Here is a 22,392-nt window from a genome sequence, read left to right on the forward strand (position 1 = left end):
AATATCGGACGCTAGGGCAAAAAGGTCCCGTCTATCACGAGGAAGGGCGCCGGATGGCTCACCGTTGAGCCCTCGCCCGGCTGGCCATACGATGCGATCCTCTTCAATGTGAGTCCTGCCGAATAGCCCACCGTATTCGAGGAGCGCACAAGAAAATTACGGTTATTCGTCAGGATGTAGCCAGGCTCAAGATCAAAGTACGAAACATCGTAAAATGGCGCATTTCCAATGGCGATTGGACGGCCAACGGAGGGAATCCGCACACCTTCGCCCAGCGATCCGGACGCAATTGGGAAAGTGATATTCGGTGTGCCAAAGTCGTGGGTGACGTAGCGCTCCTCGCTATGCCGCAAGATCAAGCCAAACTTCGAGCGTGCCTGGGATATGGTGGAAAAGGCCCATACATCGACTGCTTCCTGCGTGTCAAATTCCCGCAAGTCTCCCCCGGCGCCGCAATATACCCCCACCGTATGGACACCATCCTTATATGATGTGCCCAAAATACCGACACGCCGACCAAGCGGAAGATCGAACGCCCACAGCACAGGACGATCCGTCGCGAACGTATATTGGGAGTAGCCTGTCTGCCAAGCGTCGTCCATGTAGTAAGCCTGGACAGTTTTCAAGAAGGTCGCTTTGCCTATGCAGGCGGTACCCGGTGTATTGCTATCGACCACCAGATCGCCAGCGGCATTCAAAATGCGTAGTGTGTTTGTCATTTCAAGTACACTCCCGCAGTCGTCATGATGGTTGATGGCATACCACTGCTGACAGGGAAAACAAAGCGCGGATAGCCATATGTTTCATCATATGACCACTGCATATGGTTTTGCCCATCCCCATACACCACCATCGGTGTGCGGCCGCGCGGCAAGCCAGGAAAGTTGAGGGTTTTTCCTGTCGCAGGAATGGCGAATATCCCGAGACAGACCCCACCCGCAGCCTGCCGCGAATCGAATATCACCCGGCCCGCATCGGTACGGAGTATCAACGCGGCGGCCCTCATAAAGCCATCCCAAGTTCTATCACCGCCCGGCCATCTTTATTGAACACGTAAAATCCGTTCGCATTAAGTTCAATTCGTTGATATCCCGTCACCTCACTGGGCGTAGAGCGCAAATAAAACGTGCCGTCCGAATTAATGACGACATTGCCATTGGCCGACTTGCAGGTATCGCTGAAAGTCAGCGCCCCCGTCTTGGTCGAAATCGCCTCCAGCGAGCCAAACTTGGCATAGCTCTGGAAAGGCGTCGTCCACACCGTCTGGTTCATCACCGGGTCGTAGTTACCGCTGGACTGAAACCACACTTGCCGTTCCGCCGGCGCGCCATTGATGGCCGCCCCCCAGGCGCGCGTCTCGCCCCAGGTGCCCACGGGCGGATAGGCATCGCCCGGTACCGTCACGCTGGCGGGATTGAAAGCCAGCGCATAGCCGTCGATCAGCGTGAAACACTGGCGTGCCGACTTGCCGCTGCTGCCGTTCGAACCATTCGATCCCGGCACGCCATTCGAGCCGTCCTGCACCTTGTTGACGATCTGCTGCGCCGTGAAGGTCACGCCACTGTCGTGCAGCAAGGTGGCGGTCACGGTCACCTGCTGCACCGACATGGCGCTATAGGCCAGACTGCGCGTGTTTCCAGTGCCGCTCAGGACGCCGCCAGCGCTGCAGCTAAATTGCACAGTGCCGGGCAGATTGATTTGCGTGGCCTTGAAATTGACGACGGCAGGCGAGCCGCCACCGCTGGTGCTGACGTGGAACACGGGCGTGTCCACGGTCAGCAGCAACGCGGCCCCCGCCTCCGGCGCCGTCAGCCTTGGCGACGTTGCCTGCAGCAGCACGTCGCGGTCATTCATGATGGTACTCATACGATAAACCCCACTTTCACATGTCCTGTCAGCCAATCCGGGGCCAGTGAGACAACCTGCCCGGCCACGCCGTTTTCCATGCCGAAGCGCGGATGCGTCACCGTCACGGCCTGGCCCAGTTCCAGCGCCAGCATTTCCGCCGTACCGTCGAATTCATACGCCGTGCGCGGCAGCCGGCTGATCGCCAGGCGGCGCTGGGCCTCGGCTTCGGCATCCACGCGGCGCAGCAGCATGGTGTCCTGCTGCACCGGTTCCGCATCGAGCCGGTAATCGGCCTGCACGCCAGCGTCCGCACGGGTGGCGGTCAGCCATTCCGTTTCAAACAGATCCTTGTGCTGAACCGGAATACCCGTCTGCAAGCCGCTTTGCACCGTCCAGTTCTTGCTGAAGCCCAGCTTGACGGATGCCGTCGGCGCATTGCGGCTGACAGGCGTCAGGCTGCCGGCCACCATGTGCTGCGGCCCTACTGCCGCTGGCGTTCCGGCCGGAGGCAGGCTGATTTGCAGCAGCCGCAGTTGTCCGAGGCGAGACATCACCAGCTGCGCGCCCAGGCTGGACGCCAGCATCTGGCAGGCATTGAGCACGTTCGTGCGCCCGGCCAGGAACAGGCCAGCCGCTTGCGGATGCGCAGCATCAAAGGCTGCCAGATTGGCCGTATCCAGATCACCATCGGCAAAGCGGTCGCCCGCCTTGCCGTAGCCTGTGGCCAGGCGCCGCACCAGTGCCGCCACGGTAGTGGCGTAGCCGGTGGCACGGTCGCCCTGCACCGACACGGTCAAGGTCCCGGCGGGCGGCGCCACCAAGACGAATTTGCCGCTTGCCTTGTCCGCCGTCACCCGCACTGGTACCCCGTTGTCGCGCACTTCGATGATTCCTTCGATGGCGCCGTCGTGCACCTGGTACTGCAGCAGGGCCGGATCGGCCAGCAGCGGCGTGATGTTGTGCACCTCGCCAAAGACCAGCGGCAGCACGGCGTCCTTGTTGGGCGTCGCGCCACCGAGCTTGGCCTCGCTGACGGGCGTGTTCAGGCGCTGCAGCTTGTCGCGAAGTTTCAGGGCCAGCTTGTCGCGCCCTTTCGGCGCGACGTCGGCGACCACGCCGTTGAAGATCATGCGGAAGTCGCCACGACGCCAGCGCGGATCACCGATCCAGGCGCGGATCGGACGGTTCATCCACACATCATCGAGCCAGGCGTCACGGATGCCGGACGGATTGTGGATCTCGATATCGCCCGCCGACAGGCTCGCTTCGCCGCCCAGCGACAGCTGCTCGGTAAACTGCATGCCCGTCGAAACAATGGACTGGTAGGCCAGGTTGGGTGGCGTGTCATCGGGCGCCGTGACATAGGCGCCGGTGCTTAGGAAACGCATGCGTTCCTGGCCACCGCTACGCACCGCCACCTCGATCAGCACCAGGCGCCGTGCCGCGGAATTGCGCAGCCACGCGGCGAACTGCGTGTCGCTCATGGCCGCATTGAAGGTCTCGTTCATACTATGCTCGCTTTCGATTGACTGGCCCAGACTGAAGCCCTGGCCGCTTCCGAGGCGCCGGCCGACACCTTGTCGGCGGCACGTTCATTGGCGTCGTAATTGCTGCTGATGATGGCGCCCGTCTGCTGATCCTGGTCGGCGCGCAGCTGGCGCACTTCTTCGCGCAAGCCCTTGATCTCGGCCACCAGCGCTTCATTGGCGCCATCGCTGGCGCTGAAATAGTGCTGCATGGCCTGCGCCGCCGGCACATCGACCAGCATGTCGTCAGCCGCAGCCGCAGCGGCAACCGGCATGCCGAAAGAGGATCCGAACAGCATCCCGTCGGTGATGTCCGTCTTGCCGCCGGCACGCAGGGCGGCCCCCAGCGCGTCGACGGCTTCCTTGATACCCACCGCCGTCTTGTTCAGGTTGATCAACTGCCCTACCTGCGTATCGAGGGCCGTCAGCTGTTTCTGCGCATCGCTCAGCTGCGTACCGGCAATCGCCGCCAGCGCCGCCAGATCCGCCTGCACCCGCGCCGCATCGGCCGCATAGGCGTCGCTCGACGATTTGACCACCTGGTTCGCCGTCAGGTAAGCAGTAGCCGCCGCCGTCAGCCCAGACTGCGCCGCCGCATCACCTGTCGTCGCCTTGGCCAATGTCTCTTCATACTGGCGCTGCGCCTCGGCCATTTTCTGCATCGGCGTCAGGGTCGACAGGCTGCCCAGCAGCAGCGAATCCTTGAAGGTGCGGATGCCGTCGCCGAACGTTTTCAGGCGGTCAATGGTGGATTTGAGGGCTGCCGATTCCGTCTCGTAGGCGCTGGCGATGTCCTGCCGCGCCTGGAGCTGGTCATACAGCGCCAGGTTCGAGGCATCGACCGACGCCCGTTCGCGGGCACGCAGCTGGGCCGAGGTCATCGTCATCTGGTCAAGCTTGTCCTGGATACCCTTGCGCTCGTCGGCGATGCCCTGCTCCGATTTGCTCAGGTCTTCCGTTGCCGCATGCGTTTTTGCAAACGCATCGGCCAAGGCCATCAGGCCCGCATACTGCTCGGCGCCCTTCTTGGTGGCCAATGCGCCGGAATTGGCCAGCTGCAGCACGGTGTCCTTGAACTGCGCACGCGTGGTCACGCTGGCATAACCCAGGGCGGCCATCTGCTCCGTCACATGCTTTTGCACGGGCGCCAGGCGCTCGGCTTCGGTCAGATAGTTCTCGGCAAAAAATGCCGTCCGATTACCAAGCGCCTCAACGCCGCCGGCAGCCTTGACCAGCTGTTCGCGCGCGGCCAAAGACGCCACGCCCACAGCGCCAAACGCCTGCTGCGAGGTGCTGCCCAGGGTCGCAAGCACGGCTTCAACGGTGGCATAACTACCTGCCAGGCGTTGCAGCGCAGTGCTCGCCGACTCACCCTTCAGGCTCAGCTGCGACAAGGAAGGGACCAATTCCATGGCCATGGCATCACCCACGCCAGTAAAGAAGTCGGCAATGGCTTTCTGATTGGCCGTATCGTCCTTGGTCAGGACAATATTGAGCGACTGCGTACGCGTGGCGAGGCCATCCGTGTTCACGCCCAGCGTACTGGCAAAGGCGCCTGTCACAGCTTTCATTTGCGCGTAGGTATCTCCCAGTGAAGTGGCCAGCTCGGCATCCACCGCAGAATGGTCGGTACCCTTTTTATTCGAGCGGAAAAGGCCGCCCTTCTGGCTCCAGTTCGAATACCTCTCGCCCGTAAAGCCATCCGTACCGAGGTTGCCGGAGATACCTGCGCTACTGACCTTTTTCTCGCCCATGCCGAACAGGCGGTTCGCGGCGCCGCCCAGCAGGCCGCCCACCAGCGCGCCAACGGCAGTACCTACCACCGGGAAAATGCTGCCAACGACAGCCCCGATCGCCGTGCCAGCATTGACGATGCCATTACGGCCGTACTCCCCTGAAATCATCTTGCCACCGTACACGCCGCCCATGACGCCAGCGGCGACGCTCGCTGCCGCTCCGACACCAGTAGCGAAGGAACCATTGGCACTGACAAACGGAGAGTAAGAATTACCTTGCAGCATGTTGATACCGCGCTGTACGCCATCGGCCACGGAGTTGCCAATACCGGACAGTCCGGTTGACAACGAGTCGTATATGCCCTTCGCCGAACTCAGGAACGACTGTATGCCGCCGCCATTGGCCACACTGCCCTGCGCCTGCGCGGCGCCCGGATTCAGGAACGAGGCAAAGCCGGCCGCGATGGGCGACATGATCGGTTGCAGCACGAGGTTGTTGAACATGCTCTTCAATTTATCCCGGAACATGGTTGCCAGGTTCTTGCCACCTTCAAAGCCGTTCATGAACGCATCGGTCAGCGATTTTTCGATATCTTTGGCGCTGGCGGCCCAGTCATCGGAGGCCTTTTTAGCCGCAGCGGCGGATGCTTCCTTGGCGGCCAGTTCTTCCGTCGCCGTCATGCTGCGCTGCTTGGCATCGATCAAGGCATTCAAATACTCGATCTGCGCCACATTTTCGTTCCCCACGGCCATAGCGGCGCGCTGTTCCTTCAGCAGCGCCATTTCATTTTGCGCGATGGCGGCCTTGCTCATGCCATATACGGCCACCAGCTTTTCGCCAGCCTCGGCTTCCTTGGCGGCATCGGCAACGGCCTGCGTCCGCGTATCGGACAGCGCTTTCGCGTCTGCCAGCGCCAGTTCCGCCGCTTCCTTGGCTTTCTTGTCCACCTCGATCTCGTTGAGATGAGCCTGTATCACCTTGCGCTGGACCTCGAACCCCGCCTGTTGCGACGCAGTCACTTTGTTAGTCCGATCCGCCAGGATTTCTTTCAAACGATAATCGAACTGTTGTGCCTCATTCAGCTCGGCATAGCCTTCGGCCTCACGCTTGAGGTCGCGGGTTTTGCCAAGCATGTCATCCATCATGGATTTGAAAGGCGTTGGCGCAGCGGGCGGCGACGACACGCGTGCAGCGGGGTCATTCTTCGGCTTGCCCTCCGCGCTTTGCGCATCAAGCTGCTTGAGCTTACCGCGCAGTGCATCGAACTCGCTCTGGAGCCTTGCCAGGTTGCTGTCCAGCCCGGCGTTGTCCAGGGACTTGTATTTCCCCGTGCGGTTGCGCACCGCCTCCATTTCCGTGGATATCTCCAGCATGCGAGCGCCAGCCGGGGTATCCAATCCCTGCCCGGACACGCCCAGCTTTGCCAGCTCATTGCGCTTTGCAAGCTGCACCATTTGCTTATCGAGTTCGGCAAGAATTTCCTTGGTGCTCTTGCGCATGGGCTCTACGGCCTTCTCCGCATTGTCCTTCGATGAACTGCCCCACATGGCCCAGGCGGTTGCGCCCAAGCCCAGCACCGTGACAATCAAGCCGATCGGGCCACCCAGAAATGCCAACGCACCGCGCAACACCCCAGCGGTCACGGACGCGGCACGCATTGCCGCCGTCTGCGCCACCAATGCTGCCGCATGGGCCTCGGCAGCAACTGCGGCGCGGGCCTGGGCCGGGATGAGGCCATTGGTGGTCAACGCCAGTGCCACGTCAGCCTGGCTGGCGCGTATCGTTGCTTGCAATTCAGCAACACGCGCAGCCGCCAGTGCCGACGTGGCGGCGGTCGCCGTCACGTCGGCATTCGCCGCCGCCAGGGTGGATGCCAGCAAGGCCCGGTTGGCCGTGACCTTGCTATAAGTAGCCGTCACGACGCCGTACGCCCACGTCGCGAACTTCGCCGTGGTCAGCGTTTCAAGCACGCCGACGACCAGGGTCAGGTTATTTGACAGAAATTCGAGACCGGTCGTCATCAGACGCACGGCGCCGGTCGACTCCGCCTGTCTCGCCGTAAATTCCATCACGTTATTGCTCAGGACTGTAAAGCTGCCACCGATGGTTTCGAACTGTTCAGCCTCCTTACGCAGCTGACCCAGTGCGTTCGGCAGCGCGACGGCCATCACCTCGGCAGTGATCAATCCAGCGCCGGCAAGCCCGGCGAGCGCTTCTTTCGACACGCCGAGGCCGGCGGCCATTGCCGCCATGACCTCGGGAGCGGCCTGGCTGATCGCATTGAATTGCTGGCTGCTCAGAGCGCCATCGGCGAAGGCATCGGACAAGCCCTTGAAGGCGGTAACGGAATCTGCCGCCGATGCGCCGCTGACCTTGACACCAAGATTGAGCGCCTCGGTGATGCCGGCCACTTCGGCCTGGCTGATGCCCAGTTTCTTGGTTGCATCGTTCATTTGGGCATACAGACCCGCCGTAGCTGCGAGGTCCGTCTGTCCCGAGGCGGCAATGCGCTTGACATTGTCGTACGCTTCGCCAAATTCTTGTGTGGTGCTGGTCGACATGCGCAATTGCGCAGTCAGTTTCGTATACTCGTCAGACAATTTGACGATGTGGCCGATACTGTTCGAGATACCCAGGCTGGACAGTATCTCGGTGTATTTTTTCGTAACTTCATCGAGTGTCAGCGTCGCCTTGGCAGCCCGTTCGCTGGCCTCGCGCATGCGTTCCAGGTCATCTGCCGCGATACGCACATTGAGCGTATCTATGCGTATCTGTAATGTTTCAATTTCAACGGTCATAATTTACCCATAAAAAAACCACCGCAAAGGTGGCAGTGCAATCGAGGCCACCTCCGCGACGGCTGTTGTGTTTTCCGTGTCACCTCTGCTATAAAAATCAGGGCAAAACCAGGGCTAAAGCGAACTGTTTTGATGGAAGATATACGCTGCATCGAGCTGATCGACCAGTTCCTCTTCCCATACCGCCAGGCGGATACGATGCCGCAGTTGCCATGCCAGGATATCCAGACTGCTCAAGGGATTGGACGCCATGCCGTTTTGTCGCTTGCGACTCATCTGCACAAAAAGCCGCCACACGTGCGCCAGTTCGAACGGCAGTTGCGCACGAACGGGAGCCTGCGGCTCCCGGTAGAGTGGATGGCGTTTGGCGGCATCGAGGTGCTCTCCTTTCGCATTACCATCAGCCGCCCTTGCCGAACGCTCGAACTGTTCGTCGGCAAAGCGCAGCAAGGCGGCGGCTAGACCGTCAAAAAATTGCCGTCCGCCTCGAGTGCGGCCAGCACTTTTTCCTGCCAGGATGGCATTTTTTCAAAAATCGCCTTCAGCAAGGCGGGAGACGGCTGCACCTGCACGCCCTTGTCGACGAAGCCAGGCATGCCCACCACCACCGCGATGGCGATCTTCAGGTTGCGGTTTTCCGCCAGGTCATACAGTTCGGCGGCGCCTTCGTCCGTCTTCGCATCGATCTGCTTGCTTTTCTGCACGGAGCGCTTGATCGCCACCACCGACGTTTCGCGGATCACGGCGCGATACTGGTCGGAATTCTTGCTGACGATTTCAAAACCGGCCTTGTGGGCGCCGTCTTCGTCGAACAGGACCGAGACCAGGTGTACCTGGTCCACGGACTTGTTGGCGTCATTCAGCAGGGAGATGTCAAAACCGGCCGAGGCGATCATTTGTGCGTTGTTCATGTAATTTGCTTTCTTGATGAGGATAAGAATAAAAAAGGCCGCCATCACGGCGGCCCTGGTACAGGTGCCAGCTGCTTACAGCGCGCTGTCCTGGATGCTCAAGGTGGTCGCTTCATGCTGCGCGTCATTGCCCTTGTAGCGCAGGACGTCGAAGGCGCAGGTGACGATCTTGTTTTTCTCGCCGTCGTCGATCTTGGCCGAGGTGATCTTGATGCGGCCCATGGCCAGCGCCAGCACGTCGGCGTTCGGCGCCGTGCCCGACGCCATGGCGTAGGCCAGCGGGATTTCCGTCTCGGACTTGAAGTAATCGAGATAGGTGGCGTCCTGCAGCAGCACCGTGAACTGGCCCGAGCCCATGACCTTGCCGCGCGAGGCGGCCGTCGCGTACTTCGAGCCGATCACCGGGTCGACCTTGACCTGACCATCCAGCGAGACGGACATGCCGGTGCAGATCTGCGACGGAATGCCGTTTACCGACAGCATGGCCGTGGCGCCCGAGAATTTGCCGTTGCCTGGCGCGGCCACTGGTGTGGCGAAATGCGGCACGGCCGTGGTCGGGCCTTCCGCCTTGCCCATCAGGGTGAAGTCTAGGCTGGTGATGCCGTTCGGCTGCACGGCGATATCCATCTTGCTGACCAGCTGGTCGACGAAGCTGCGGTGCACGCCGATGTTCGGGTCCTGCACTTCGGCCGTGAACCAGTCGGTGGTGTGGCCCGTCAACGGGGTGAAACTGCGCTTGCCCACGGCCGCGACGCCGACCGAGTCGCCGGCCGCCTTGACGATCATGGCCGAGCCGTCCATGAACTGGCCATTCAGGTTGGTGGCGGTGACGGACGTGACAAAAAAGTTCTTGCCGTTGTTGGCCGCGGCCGGTGCCGTCATGCCGGTGATGCGCACCACGCTGCCGGCACGGAAGCCTTCGGCCAGCCAGGAGCCGGCGCTGCGGGTCAGGCCCGTGGCGGCAGCGGCAATGGTGGTTTGCGCGGCAGCCACGCCGCCGGCCGTGAAGTCGCGGCGCAGCAGCGCGGCCATCAGCGGCGCATACGTGCCGCATGCCGCTTCGGCCTTGATGGCGCCCGTGGTGCGGAAGTTGCCCAGGCGGGTATCGCCCTGCTGCTGGCTGGCGTCGATTTCGGCGCTGGCGTATTTGTCCGCTTCCGTGTCGAAGGTGGCGGTGACGCGGGGATAAATCTGGCCGCCGCCGGCGGCAGCCTTGCTGCCTTCGGCGCTTTGTTTGCTGATAACGATCAAGCTGTCGATACCGTTTGCTGTCGATGCCATAAGTAATACCTTTCGTGGGATGAAAAAAAGACCGCATCTGCGGTCTCGGGAGGGAACAACTGGAATTCAGGGGAAGAAACGCAACAGCCCGCACGCGGCGAAGCGGCGGGCTGGCGTCGCCGCATCCGGGTGGCGCAGGACCGCGCCGGATGGGGCTTGGGCGAAGTGCGCCATGATGGCGGTTCGCTGCGCTGATTTCCCCTATCGGTGGCACGCCGGCGGCGCGCCTATTACGAGTGGGGAAGCATGTAGTCTTGCTATACCGCGGTGTTGCTGGTGCGGTCACTGTTGCTGCTGTTTGCTGCTGTTTGCTGCTTGAGCGAGACTCCATTGTAGGAGGATTTTTTTCATCGCCAGGCATATTGCAGAATTTTTTTCAGTGTCCCAGCCGGCGCATGGCACGGGCACCGTGCGACTGGAAGATGGCTTCCAGCTCGCTGACCATATCCTTGATGCGCTCGAGCTCAAAACCGCCGGAGCAGGTAATCGGCGCCTCGCCGCTGCCCTGGCAGCCCTTGCACACGAGCGGCGCGCCCGCCGTAGCGGAAGCGACCACGCCGGTACCGTGGCAAGCCTTGCATTTGCTGTCGAGCCAATGCGCGAGCGACGCTTCAGCCACGCGGCGGTACAAGGTGTTGGCCGCCTGCGCATCCCAGGCGGTGTTCGCCTTGACCCAGCGCCGCGCGCGGCCCTTGTGCGTGACGGCCTGCGTCCACGCGCGCAGCAGCTGCGCCAGGTTGCCGGCATTGCCTTCGAACAGGCGGCTGATGGTGCCGTCCGCATACTTGACGCGGCACAGCAAGGCGCCCATGTCGCCGGCCAGCGCGGCGGCGGCGATGACATCCAGGTCGTGGTGGACGGCATCGTCGCGCAAATTCCGCGATGACAGCGATGCGATGAATTTTTCTGCAAACCCCATGATTTCTCCTCGTTCCTCGTTGATACTAATCGTTGTTACCAGCCGGGCCAAACAGCGCCGCCACCAGCGGATCGCGGCTCACCGCGCCGCGGGGCCAGCTGGCCGTGCGGCGCACTTGCGGCGGCAGCTCGGCCCAGCCATCGGCATCCTCGTCCTGTTCGCCCGGCGCGTACAGGGCGGGCCGCTGGCGCCCCGGCTCCGTGCAATGGCGCTGCGCCAGGTGGATCTGCCCGATGCCGCACATGTGGCGCAAATAGCGGCTCATGGTGCCGGCATCGAGTCCCAGCAAGGCGGACAATTGCGCCGCGCTGGCCTGCCCGTGCTCGCCGATGTACTGCGCGATGCGGGCGATATGCAGCTGCGACTTCCTGCTGCGTCCCTGTATCTGGCGTCCCTGCCGTGGCGCCCCCCTGCTTTCAACCAACTGACTGCTGTTCAACATCTGCCTGACCTCCCGTGGTGCCGCCAGCCCGCAGACGCTGTTGTGCGAATTTGCGACAGGCAACAACTGGACTTTAGCAATCGCTAATGTTAAAGTCAAGCATTTGGTAATTTATCAAACGGTAAATTTCAGGTTTAATGTGGAGATGAATATGTATCAATACAGACGCGACCGCCTGCTGGCCCTGATACGCGATCACTACGACAACACGCGCAAGAAAATTTCCGACGCCAGCGGTTGGAGCGAGGCCCGCATCTCGCAAATCCTCTCGCCCACGTACCGCGAGGGCCGCGCCTTCAGCGAGAAGATCGCGCGCAAGCTGGAAGCGGACCTGCGCCTGGACGGCATGTACTTCGACCAGGGCGCGGCGCCCGACCAGGCGGCCATGTCTGCGCGCGCCCTGGGCGCCCTGGGCGAGGTGCAGCCGGTGGTCGTGGCCGATGGCGAAGATGAACGCTTCTACCCGATCCGCAAGGTAAAACTGCGGCTGTCGGCCGGCATCACGGGCTTTGCCATCGAGCCGGAAACGCACGACGGCAGCACCATCAGCGTGCCGCGCAGCTGGGTCGAACGCAATGGTTTTCATCCGGAGCGGCTGGTCGCCATCAAGGTCAAGGGCGAGAGCATGGAGCCGGCCCTGTACGAGGACGACGTGGTGATCATCAATACGGCCGACAACCGGCCCGCCGATGGCGTGGTGTTCGCCGTGAACTACGAAGGCGAGCCGGTGGTCAAGCGCATGGCGCGCGATATCGGCGAATGGTGGCTGACGTCGGACAATCCCGACCAGCGTAAATACCACCGCAAACTGTGCCGCGGCAACGAGTGCCTGATCGTTGGCCGGGTGGTGCGCAAGGAAAGCGACCGCATCTGATACCGGAGTTTATCGTTTGATAAACTCCGGTAATGTACCGTCTGTTTAAGCCAGCGCCGCCTGGATCTGTTGCAGCGCGGCCGGATCATCCATTGACGTCAGGTCGCCCGGGCTGCGCCCTTCGCAGATGGCCTGGATGGAACGGCGCAGCAGCTTGCCGGAGCGCGTCTTTGGCAGCTGGGTCACGAACAGCACGCGCGCAGGCCGCGCCACGGCGCCCAGCTGGCGGTCGACGACGGCCATCACGTCGCGCTCCAGCCGCGCCTTCGCCTCCACACTGTCGAAGCCCTGCAGGTTCTTCAGGATCACGAAGGCCATCGCCACCTGGCCCTTGAGTTTATCCTCCACGCCGACCACCGCCACTTCCGACACGTTCGGGTGGCTGGTGATGCTTTCCTCGATTTCGCGCGTGCCCAGGCGGTGGCCGGCCACGTTGATCACGTCGTCCGTGCGCCCGAGAATGAAGTAATAGCCATCGGCGTCGCGCACGCCCCAGTCGAAGGTGGAATACACTTGCCGGCCGCTGAAGGTGGACCAGTAGGTATCGACAAAGCGCGCATCGTCGCCATACACCGTCTGCATGCAGCCGGGCGGCAGCGGGCCTTCCAGCACCAGCACGCCCTTCTCGTTGGCGCCGCACTCCTTGCCCGTCGCCTCGTTGAGGAGCTTGACCTGATAGCCGTACATGGCCAGGCCGGGGCTGCCCAGGCGCGTCGGCGTATCCGCTACACCTTTCGCGACCGACAGGATCGGCCAGCCCGTCTCCGTCTGCCAGTAGTTGTCGATGATGTCGACCTTGAGTTCGTCGGCGATCCATTGCGAAGTGGTTTCATCGAGCGGCTCGCCCGCCAGGTACAACGCCTTCAGGGAAGACAGGTCGTGCTTGCGCATCAGTTCCACCGGATGCTTGCGCAGCACGCGGATGGCCGTCGGTGCCGAGAACATGCGCGTGACTTGGTATTTCTCGACGATGCTCCACCAGATGCCCGCATCAGGGCAAATGGGCAAGCCCTCGTACAGGATGGTGGCCATGCCGGCGATCAGCGGGCCGTAGACGATATAGGAATGCCCCACCACCCAGCCGATGTCCGAGGTGGCAAAGAAGGTTTCGCCGGGCTTGCCGCAGAAGGTGTACTGCATCGACGACGCCAGCGCCACCGCGTAGCCGCCCACGTCGCGCTGCACGCCCTTCGGTTTGCCTGTCGTGCCGGAGGTGTACAGCACGTACGACGGCTCGTTCGCTTCCAGCCAGGTGACGGGCGCACGCGCATCCAGGTGCTGTTCGCGCAAGGCCGCATAATCGACATCGCGGCCCGGCGTCAGCTCCATCGGCACCAGATGGCGGTCGACCAGCAGCACGTGTTCGGGCTTGTGGCCGGCCAGGCGGATGGCTTCATCAAGCAGCGGCTTGTAAGGGATCGCCTTGCCATTGCGCGAGCCGGCATCGGCGGAAAACACCAGCTTGGGCTGCGCGTCGTCGATGCGGCTGGCCAGGCTGTTGGCGGCAAAGCCGCCGAAGACGACGGAATGCACGGCGCCGATGCGCGCGCAGGCCAGCATGGCAAACGCCGCCTCGGCGATCATCGGCATGTAAATTAACACGCGGTCGCCCCTGGTCACGCCCAGCGACAGCAGGATGGCGGCGCAGCGCTCCACTTCGCGCTGCAGTTCACGGAAGCTGTACGTCCGCTCCGTATTCGTCTCGGTGGAAATGGCGATCAGTGCGGCGGCATCGCCCTGGCTATCGACCCAGCGGTCGACGGCGTTGTGGCACAAATTGGTGGTGCCGCCCACGAACCATTTGGCAAATGGCGGGCGCGAATAATCGAGCACTTGCGAAAACGGGGTATTCCAGTCGATCTTTTCCGCTTCCTCGCGCCAGAAAGCGTCAGGCGTGTCGATCGAGCGTTGATAAAATGCTGCGAAATTCATGTCTCCTCCGGTAGGCTTGCAATCTGTCGTTGTTATTTGTTCGTATATCTTGCGCTTATTTATATGTTGCGCTTGTTTGTGTGTGTGTGCGTCCTCCAAAATGACTATCTTGCGTAGCGGGCAACTGATTTGAAAACAATCGCGGCTGCGCCGCCGCGCAGCTGCCGCGTTCCTGCGCGATCCGCGCGCGGTTTGCCGCCAGGCTGGCGCCATCGAGCGGCATGCCGAACTGCCCGTCGCCAGCAGCGATCTCCTGCGGCGCGATCAGCCGCTGCAGCACGATATCACCCAGCGCCTTCTTGAAATGCCCCGCTTCCCAGTACCAGCGGGTGGCCGCGTCCCGCTCATTGGCAGCGGGAATGCGCTCGCAGTTGTATGCGCCATAGCCGCTGAAATCCGTCAGGGAAATGCGCGCGTGCGGGAACCGCACCCTGACGTCGCCGATTGCCAGCACCAGCTGTGCCTTCCACTCGTCGAACAATGGCCACAGCCCTGCCGCTTCAAACATGGCCAGCATTTGCGCGTGATACGGATAGATCACCAGCTTGATGTCGGCCTGCGTGGCCGCCATCGCCAGCAAAAAGGCACGCAGGGCGAGAAAGTCGTCGGTGGCAAGGCCGCGCGTCGATTTGCGGCCCAGGTTGGCGGCGCTTTCCCGCGCCCGCTGCGCAAACATCTTGTGGTAGCCGTCCCGGCGCACATGCGCGCCATATTCCTGCAAGGGATTGAAGCCGTCAGCCGACATGGTGGCCGCCTCGCCGTCACGCTGGATGCGCAGCGTATGCACGGCATCCTTGACGGAGGCCAGCGAAAAAATCGCGTCGAAGCGCCAGTCGGCGCGGCCCTGGGCGGGCGACACGCCGGCTGGCGCCGGGCGTGCGGCTGGCGCAACGGCGGGGTTGAGAAAATCAATGAATTCCAGCCCCACGATGACCGTGCGCGGACGGATGCCAGCCTGGCGCAGTTGCGCGAACTGGCTGGCGGAGGTGGCCAGCCCCGTGCCGGGTATCGCCAGGTTGTAGCCGGCCCCCAGCGCTGCGAGGGCGCTGGCGCGCGGATCGAAGCCGATTTCCGCGCGCGAATTACCAAGGATGATGAATTGTGGCCGTCGGCGCAGCGCGTGCTCCTGCTTGATCTGGTTCTGGTAACGGCTCAAGCCCGGCTTGACGGCATTGAAACCGGCACGCCGGACGACGCCATACAGGCCGTAAGGGTCGACAATGACCACGAAAGCGCCCACCAGCATGGCGCCGCCCGCCAGCAGCAGCGCCAGCATGGCCAGGTAGGATTTGAAGGAGGATGCCGTCACGGTTCGCTCCCCTTAGAATTGGAAATACAGGAATTCGGCGGGCCGGTTCAGGGCCAGCATGCTCGCCAGCGCCAGCACGGCGATGGCCGCCGCCCACCCGGGCGAAGCGCGCCAGGTGAGCCAGCGCTCCCCTCCTGCCTGGAAATCCAGCGCCGGGTCGAAACGGCGCATGATCTGCTGCGTATTGGGCAAGGCAAAGGTGATCAGCGCCGCCACCGCTATCCACGTCCACGTCTCGATGAAGAGCGTGCCGCCGCCCAGGTAATAATCGATGCCCATGCTGGCCAGCAGCGGCTGCAGCGGCAGCAAATGCGGCGCCAGCGCATCGGGCAAGGCCAGGCCAAAGCGGCCCGCCATGCCCTTGATGATCGTCAGGGCGGTCGGCATGTCCGGGGCGCGGAAAAAGACCCAGGCAAGGCAGACGGCGGTAAAGGTGAGCAGGATCGCCATGGCGTTGCCCGCCCGCGTGTCTGCCGGCAGGTGGAATCTGCGGGTGAATGCGCACCAGCCCTTGTGGATGGCCAGGTAGGCGCCGTGCAGCGCGCCCCAGACGATGAAGTTCCAGCCGGCGCCATGCCACAAGCCGCCCAGTACCATGGTGATCATCAGATTGCAGTAGCGCCGCAGCGGGCCGCAGCGCTTGCCGCCCAGCGGGATATACAGGTAATCGCGCAGGAAGCGCGACAGGGTCATGTGCCAGCGGCGCCAGAACTGGGCGATATTGCGCGCCTTGTAGGGCGAGGCGAAATTGAGTGGCAGGCGCACGCCAAATAGTCTCGACAAACCGATGGCCATGTCGGAATAGCCGGAGAAATCGAAGTACAGCTGGAAGGCATACGCCAGCACGCCAGCCCAGGCGATCAGCAGCGAAGGCGCCTCGGGATCGTCGAACAAAGGCGCTGAATAGGCGCCTATGTTATCGGCGATCAGCACCTTCTTGGCCAGGCCGATGAAGAAAATCGTGCTGCCGATGGCGATATTGCCGGCCGAGAGGCGAAAGGTGCGCCTGTCGGCGAACTGCGGCATCATTTCCTTGTGATGCAGGACAGGGCCGGCGATCAGGTGCGGGAAATAGGTGACGAAGAGCAGGTAGTGGACAAAGCGGCTTTCCCGCGCCATCCCCTTGCAGGTATCGACCAGGAAAGCGATCTGCGTGAAAGTGAAAAAGGAGATGCCGACCGGCAGAATCACATGCAGGACGGGAAGCGGCTGGTCCAGCAATTGCGCCAGGCTGGAAACGAAAAAGCCCGCGTATTTGTAATAGGCGAGCAAGCCAAGGTTGGCGGCAATGGCCGCTGCCAGTATCCACTTGCGGCGCGCCGGCACGCTGGCGGCCAGCCAGGCTGCGCAGCCGTAGTTGAAGACGACGGAGCCCAGCAGCAGTGGCAGGTAGCGGTAGTCCCAGTATGCGTAGAAAAACAGCGAGGCCGCCGCCAGCCATGCCGCCGCGCATAATTCGCTGCGCCGTCCCAGGATGAAAAAACCGGCCAGCGTGACGGGCAGATAGGCAAACAGGAATATCCAGGAATTGAATAGCATCGGTTCACCTGTCAGGAAAATGGGCGGTCGCCAACTCACGCTGCACGCTCACGTGCCTCGCGGCTGACGCCCCGCCATTTTCCTTGTCGCTCGGTTTCGTTGCCAGCAGAAATATCAACTTATCTGCAATGCAGCAGCCCTATGGCCCTGCGATACCGTGTTCCGGCTAGAACGCGTCGCCGGGCACGCGCACGGTCCCTTCCATCAGCACGCGCGCGCTGCGGCTCATGATGGCCCTGGTGACGCTCCAGTCGCCGCCCGCCTGTACCGCTTCCGCACCCACCATCAGGGTGCCGGACGGGTGGCCGAAGCGCACGCTGGCTTTTTCGCCGCCGCCCGCAGCCAGGTTGACCAGAGTACCGGGGATGGCCGCCGCCGTGCCGATGGCGACAGCGGCCGTGCCCATCATGGCGTGGTGCAGCTTGCCCATGGACATGGCGCGCACCAGCAGGTCGATATCGCCCGCCTCCACCCGCTTGCCGCTGGACGAGACATAGCCGGCCGGCCTGGCGACAAAAGCCACTTTCGGCGTGTGCTGGCGCTTGGCCGCTTCATCCAGGCGGGAAATCAAACCCATGCGCAGGGCCCCATGCGCGCGGATGGTTTCAAAACGGGCCAGGGCGGCCGGGTCGCCATTGATGGCGTCCTGCAGTTCCGTGCCGGTGTAGCCGATGGCGTCGGCGTCGACAAAAATCGTCGGAATGCCGGCGTTGATCATGGTGACTTTCAACACGCCGATGCCGGGCACGTCGAGGTCATCGACCAGGTTGCCGGTCGGGAACATGGCAGAGGTGCTACCGTCGCCGCCCTCTTCGTCGGCAGCCGGATCGAGGAATTCGAGCTTCACTTCGGCCGCCGGGAAGGTCACGCCATCGAGTTCGAAGTCGCCCGTTTCCTGCACTTCGCCGTTCGTCATGGGCACGTGGGCGATGATGGTCTTGCCGATATTGGCTTGCCAGATGCGCACCGTGGCGATGCCGTTTTCAGGCACGCGGGCGGCGTCTACCAGCCCGCTGGCAATCGCAAACGACCCCACGGCGGCCGACAGGTTGCCGCAGTTGCCGCTCCAGTCGACGAACGGCTTGTCGATGGACACCTGGCCGAACAGGTAGTCGACGTCGTGCTCAGGCTTGCTGCTTTTCGCCAGGATCACCGTCTTGCTGGTGCTGGAAGTGGCGCCGCCCATGCCGTCGATCTGCTTGCCGTAGGGGTCGGGGCTGCCGATCACGCGCAATAACAAGGCATCGCGCGCGGCGCCAGGCACTTGCGCGCTGGCGGGCAAATCCTGCAGGCGGAAGAACACGCCCTTGCTGGTGCCGCCACGCATGTAGGTGGCGGGGATTTTGATTTGGGGGGTGTGGGTCATTGAAGTTCCTGCGTTGAATGACTGATTAAGCCCAACGGCGAAGTGCCGGGGTCGGACCCTGAGGGTCCGACCCCAGACCTTGCCTTTGGGGTAAATTGTGCGATCACATCACTCCTACGCTGCCTTCGACGACTCCAGGAAATCCTGCGCAAAGCGTTGCAGCACGCCACCGGCCTCATAGATCGACACCTCTTCTGCCGTATCCAGGCGGCAGGTGACGGGCACTTCGACCGTCTCGCCGTTCTTGCGGTGGATCAGCAGGGTCAAAGTGGAGCGCGGCGTGCGCTCGCCCACGACGTCGTAGGTTTCGCTGCCATCGATGCCCAGGGTCTTGCGGTTCACGCCAGGCAAAAACTCCAGCGGCAGCACGCCCATGCCCACCAGGTTGGTGCGGTGGATGCGTTCAAAACCTTCGGCCACGATGGCTTCCACGCCGGCCAGGCGCACGCCCTTGGCGGCCCAGTCGCGCGAAGAACCCTGGCCGTAGTCGGCGCCGGCGATGATGATCAAGGGCTGCTTGCGCTCCATGTAGGTTTCGATGGCTTCCCACATGCGCGAAATCGTGCCGTCCGGCTCGATGCGCGTGAGCGAACCGGCTTTTACTTTGCCGTCCTCGATGACCATCTCGTTCTTCAAGGTCGGATTGGCGAACGTGGCGCGCTGCGCCGTCAGATGGTCGCCCCGGTGCGTGGCGTAGGAATTGAAGTCTTCTTCCGGCAAACCCATTTTCGCCAGGTATTCGCCGGCCGCGCTATCGAGCATGATGGCGTTCGATGGCGACAAGTGGTCGGTGGTGATGTTGTCGCCCAACACGGCCAGCGGACGCATGCCCTTCAATGGACGCGCGCCAGCCAGCGCGCCTTCCCAGTATGGCGGACGGCGGATATACGTCGTCTGCGGACGCCAGTCGTACAGCGGGCTGACCTTGATGCCGTCATCCGCCTGCGCGGCGAACATCGGGATATACACCTTGCGGAACTGCTCCGGCTTGACGCTGGAGGCGACGATGGCGTCGATTTCCTCGTCGGACGGCCAGATATCCTTGAGCAAAATCGCCTTGCCGTCCGCGTCATGGCCCAGCACATCCTTCTCGATATCGAAGCGGATGGTGCCGGCGATCGCATACGCCACCACCAGCGGCGGCGAGGCGAGGAAAGCCTGTTTCGCGTACGGGTGGATGCGGCCATCGAAGTTGCGGTTGCCCGACAGGACAGCCGTGGCGTACAGGTCGCGCGACACCACTTCATCCTGGATCACGGGGTCGAGCGCGCCCGACATGCCGTTGCACGAGGTGCAGGCAAACGCCACCACGCCAAAGCCCAGTGTTTCCAGCTCCGGCATCAGGCCCGCTTCCTGCAGATACAGTTCCACGGTTTTCGAGCCGGGTGCCAATGAGGATTTCACCCAAGGTTTACGCGTGAGGCCCAGGCGGTTCGCATTGCGCGCGATCAGGCCGGCGGCGATCATGTTGCGCGGGTTGTTCGTATTGGTGCAGCTGGTAATGGCCGCGATGATGACAGCGCCATCCGGCATCTTGCCCGGTTCGTTCTCCACCACGCCGGAGATGCCGCGCGCGGCCAGTTCCGACGTCGGCACACGGTTGTGCGGGTTCGATGGTCCGGCGATATTGCGCACCACGGACGACAGGTCGAAGCTCAGCACGCGCTGGTACTCGGCGTCCTTCAGGTTGTCGGCCCACAGGCCCGTCTCTTTCGCGTACAGCTCCACCAGTTTCACCAGTTCGTCGTCGCGGCCCGTCAGCTTCAGATACTTGATGGTTTGTTCGTCGATGTAGAACATGGCGGCCGTGGCGCCGAATTCCGGCGCCATGTTGGAAATCGTGGCGCGGTCGCCCAGGGTCAGGTGCGACGCGCCCTCGCCAAAGAATTCCAGGTAGGACGAGACGACTTTCTGCTTGCGCAGGAATTCCGTCAGCGCCAGCACCGTGTCCGTGGCCGTGATGCCCGGCTGCGGTTTGCCCGTCAGCTTGACGCCGATGATGTCAGGCAGGCGCATCCACGAAGCGCGGCCCAGCATCACGCTTTCCGCTTCCAGGCCGCCCACGCCGATGGCGATCACGCCCAGCGCGTCGACCATGGGCGTGTGCGAATCCGTGCCGACCAGGGTGTCGGGATAGGCCACGCCGTCCTGCACCTGGATCACGGGCGACATGCGCTCGAGGTTAATCTGGTGCAGGATGCCGTTCCCGGGCGGGATCACGTCGACGTTCTTGAACGCCTTCTTGGTCCAGTCGATGAAGTCGAAACGGTCTTCGTTGCGGCGGTCTTCGATGGCGCGGTTCTTGGCAAAGGCGTCGGGGTCGAAACCGCCGCATTCGACGGCCAGCGAATGGTCGACCACCAGCTGCGTCGGCACCACGGGGTTGACCAGGGCCGGGTCGCCGCCCTGGGCCGCGATGGCGTCGCGCAGGCCGGCCAGGTCGACCAGGGCCGTCTGGCCCAAAATGTCATGGCAGACGACGCGCGCGGGGAACCACGGGAAATCGAGGTCGCGGCGGCGTTCGATGAACTGGCTCAGCGAAGCGTTCAAGGTCGCCGGGTCGCAGCGACGCACCAGGTTTTCGGCCAGCACGCGCGAGGTGTAGGGCAAGGTGGCGTAGGCGCCTGGCTGGATCGCATCGACGGCGGCACGCGTGTCGAAGTAGTCTAGCTGGGTGCCCGGCAAGCGCTTGCGGTGCAGGGTATTCATCGGCGTAGTCATTGCAGTGCTCATTATTTGCGGTCCTTGATCGGCACGAATTCCAGGTCTTCCGGGCCGACATAGTTGGCGCTCGGACGGATGATCTTGTTGTCGATGCGCTGTTCGATGATGTGGGCGGCCCAACCGGAAGTGCGCGAAATGACGAACAGCGGCGTGAACATCGCCGTCGGCACGCCCATCATGTGGTAGGACACGGCCGAGAACCAGTCCAGGTTCGGGAACATGTTCTTAATTTCCCACATGACCGATTCGAGGCGCTCGGCGATGTCGAACATCTTGGTGGAACCGGCGGCCAAAGACAGATTGCGCGCCACTTCCTTGATGACCACGTTGCGCGGATCGGAAATCGTGTAGACGGGGTGGCCGAAACCGATCACCACTTCCTTGTTGGCAACGCGCTCGCGGATATCCGCTTCCGCTTCGTCGGGGTTGTCGTAGCGTTTCTGGATCTCCAGCGCCACTTCATTCGCGCCGCCGTGTTTCGGGCCGCGCAGCGCGCCGATGGCGCCCGTGATGGCCGAGTGGATGTCCGAACCCGTGCCGGCGATCACGCGGCTGGTGAAGGTCGAGGCGTTGAACTCATGCTCCGCGTACAGGATCAAGGACGTGTGCATGGCTTTTTCCCACGATGCCGACGGTTTTTCGCCGTGCAGCAGATGCAGGAAGTGGCCGCCGATCGAGTCGTCGTCCGTTTCCACTTCGATGCGCTTGCCGTTATGGCTGTAGTGGTACCAGTACAGCAGCATGGAGCCGAACGACGCCATCAGGCGGTCGGCGATGTCGCGCGCGCCCGGTGCGTTATGGTCGTCCTTTTCCGGCAAGGTGCAGCCCAGCACGGACACGCCCGTGCGCATCACGTCCATCGGGTGGGCGGCGGCCGGCAGCGCTTCGAGCGCCAGCTTCACGGCCGACGGCAAGCCGCGCAGGGATTTCAGCTTGGCCTTGTAGCCTTTCAGTTCGGCGGAAGTGGGCAGCTTGCCGTGCACCAGCAGGTAGGCGATTTCCTCGAACTCGCAGCTGTCGGCCACGTCCAGGATGTCATAGCCGCGGTAGTGCAAATCGTTGCCGGTCTTGCCGACCGAGCACAGCGCCGTGTTGCCGGCGGTGACGCCGGACAGGGCGACGGATTTTTTAGGCTTGAAAGTGGCGGCTTGCGGTGCGGTCATTGTGTTCTCCAGATTGAATTGTC

The 22,392-nt window shown here is 62.6% G+C and carries 16 protein-coding genes; 1 reads left to right on the forward strand and 15 read right to left on the reverse strand.

Features of this window, described 5'->3' with window-relative positions; genetic code table 11:
* Nucleotides 1–11: 11 nt before the first annotated feature.
* From ACQ4WR_RS17730 to ACQ4WR_RS17770, 9 genes are all read right to left on the reverse strand, one after another.
* Complete coding sequence (locus tag ACQ4WR_RS17730; RefSeq protein WP_436488872.1) at nt 12–719, reverse strand: hypothetical protein; 708 nt, start codon at nt 717–719, stop codon at nt 12–14.
* 283 nt (nt 720–1,002) lie between these two features.
* Complete coding sequence (locus ACQ4WR_RS17735) at nt 1,003–1,866, reverse strand: hypothetical protein (protein ID WP_436488873.1); 864 nt, start codon at nt 1,864–1,866, stop codon at nt 1,003–1,005.
* Complete coding sequence (locus ACQ4WR_RS17740) at nt 1,863–3,356, reverse strand: hypothetical protein (protein ID WP_436488875.1); 1,494 nt, start codon at nt 3,354–3,356, stop codon at nt 1,863–1,865. The genes ACQ4WR_RS17735 and ACQ4WR_RS17740 overlap by 4 nt, the downstream gene beginning before the upstream one ends.
* Nucleotides 3,353–7,909 carry a tape measure protein gene (locus tag ACQ4WR_RS17745; RefSeq protein WP_436488876.1) on the reverse strand — a complete coding sequence of 1,519 codons (4,557 nt, stop codon included), beginning with the start codon at nt 7,907–7,909 and terminating at the stop codon, nt 3,353–3,355. The genes ACQ4WR_RS17740 and ACQ4WR_RS17745 overlap by 4 nt, the downstream gene beginning before the upstream one ends.
* Nucleotides 7,910–8,023: 114 nt before the next feature.
* A complete protein-coding gene (locus tag ACQ4WR_RS17750) occupies nt 8,024–8,359 on the reverse strand; it encodes a phage tail assembly chaperone (protein ID WP_436488877.1) in 336 nt (111 codons plus the stop codon).
* Between the two features lie 8 nt (nt 8,360–8,367).
* Nucleotides 8,368–8,820 (reverse strand): hypothetical protein, encoded by a 453-nt coding sequence (locus ACQ4WR_RS17755; RefSeq protein ID WP_436488878.1) that lies wholly within the window; start codon nt 8,818–8,820, stop codon nt 8,368–8,370.
* Between the two features lie 75 nt (nt 8,821–8,895).
* Nucleotides 8,896–10,101, reverse strand: coding sequence for a phage tail tube protein (locus ACQ4WR_RS17760; RefSeq protein WP_436488880.1), 1,206 nt, complete (start codon nt 10,099–10,101; stop codon nt 8,896–8,898).
* A gap of 376 nt (nt 10,102–10,477) precedes the next feature.
* On the reverse strand, nt 10,478–11,020 hold the full coding sequence (locus tag ACQ4WR_RS17765) for a hypothetical protein (protein ID WP_436488882.1): 543 nt from the start codon (nt 11,018–11,020) through the stop codon (nt 10,478–10,480).
* 25 nt (nt 11,021–11,045) lie between these two features.
* Entirely contained in the window at nt 11,046–11,462 is a 417-nt protein-coding gene (locus tag ACQ4WR_RS17770; RefSeq protein WP_436488883.1) for a hypothetical protein, read from the reverse strand.
* Nucleotides 11,463–11,613: 151 nt separating this feature from the next.
* Between ACQ4WR_RS17770 and ACQ4WR_RS17775 the strand changes: the two genes are divergently transcribed.
* The gene (locus ACQ4WR_RS17775) at nt 11,614–12,336 is read left to right on the forward strand and encodes a S24 family peptidase (RefSeq protein WP_102293380.1); all 723 of its coding nucleotides are present in this window, start codon (nt 11,614–11,616) and stop codon (nt 12,334–12,336) included.
* A gap of 45 nt (nt 12,337–12,381) precedes the next feature.
* Here ACQ4WR_RS17775 and ACQ4WR_RS17780 read toward each other — a convergent pair whose 3' ends face one another.
* From ACQ4WR_RS17780 to prpC, 6 genes are all read right to left on the reverse strand, one after another.
* Entirely contained in the window at nt 12,382–14,367 is a 1,986-nt protein-coding gene (locus ACQ4WR_RS17780; protein WP_436488884.1) for a propionate--CoA ligase, read from the reverse strand.
* On the reverse strand, nt 14,324–15,577 hold the full coding sequence (locus ACQ4WR_RS17785) for a hypothetical protein (RefSeq protein WP_436488886.1): 1,254 nt from the start codon (nt 15,575–15,577) through the stop codon (nt 14,324–14,326). The genes ACQ4WR_RS17780 and ACQ4WR_RS17785 overlap by 44 nt, the downstream gene beginning before the upstream one ends.
* Before the next feature lie 12 nt (nt 15,578–15,589).
* Nucleotides 15,590–17,116 (reverse strand): MBOAT family O-acyltransferase, encoded by a 1,527-nt coding sequence (locus ACQ4WR_RS17790; protein ID WP_436488887.1) that lies wholly within the window; start codon nt 17,114–17,116, stop codon nt 15,590–15,592.
* Between the two features lie 166 nt (nt 17,117–17,282).
* Entirely contained in the window at nt 17,283–18,482 is a 1,200-nt protein-coding gene (gene prpF, locus ACQ4WR_RS17795; RefSeq protein ID WP_436488889.1) for a 2-methylaconitate cis-trans isomerase PrpF, read from the reverse strand.
* A gap of 114 nt (nt 18,483–18,596) precedes the next feature.
* Nucleotides 18,597–21,191: a Fe/S-dependent 2-methylisocitrate dehydratase AcnD gene (gene acnD, locus ACQ4WR_RS17800; protein WP_436489249.1), complete on the reverse strand. Its 2,595-nt coding sequence runs from the start codon at nt 21,189–21,191 to the stop codon at nt 18,597–18,599.
* Between the two features lie 23 nt (nt 21,192–21,214).
* Complete coding sequence (prpC, locus tag ACQ4WR_RS17805; RefSeq protein ID WP_102293363.1) at nt 21,215–22,369, reverse strand: bifunctional 2-methylcitrate synthase/citrate synthase; 1,155 nt, start codon at nt 22,367–22,369, stop codon at nt 21,215–21,217.
* Between the last annotated feature and the right edge of the window lie 23 nt (nt 22,370–22,392).

Source organism: Janthinobacterium amylolyticum, assembly GCF_051380655.1.
GTDB lineage: Bacteria > Pseudomonadota > Gammaproteobacteria > Burkholderiales > Burkholderiaceae_D > Janthinobacterium.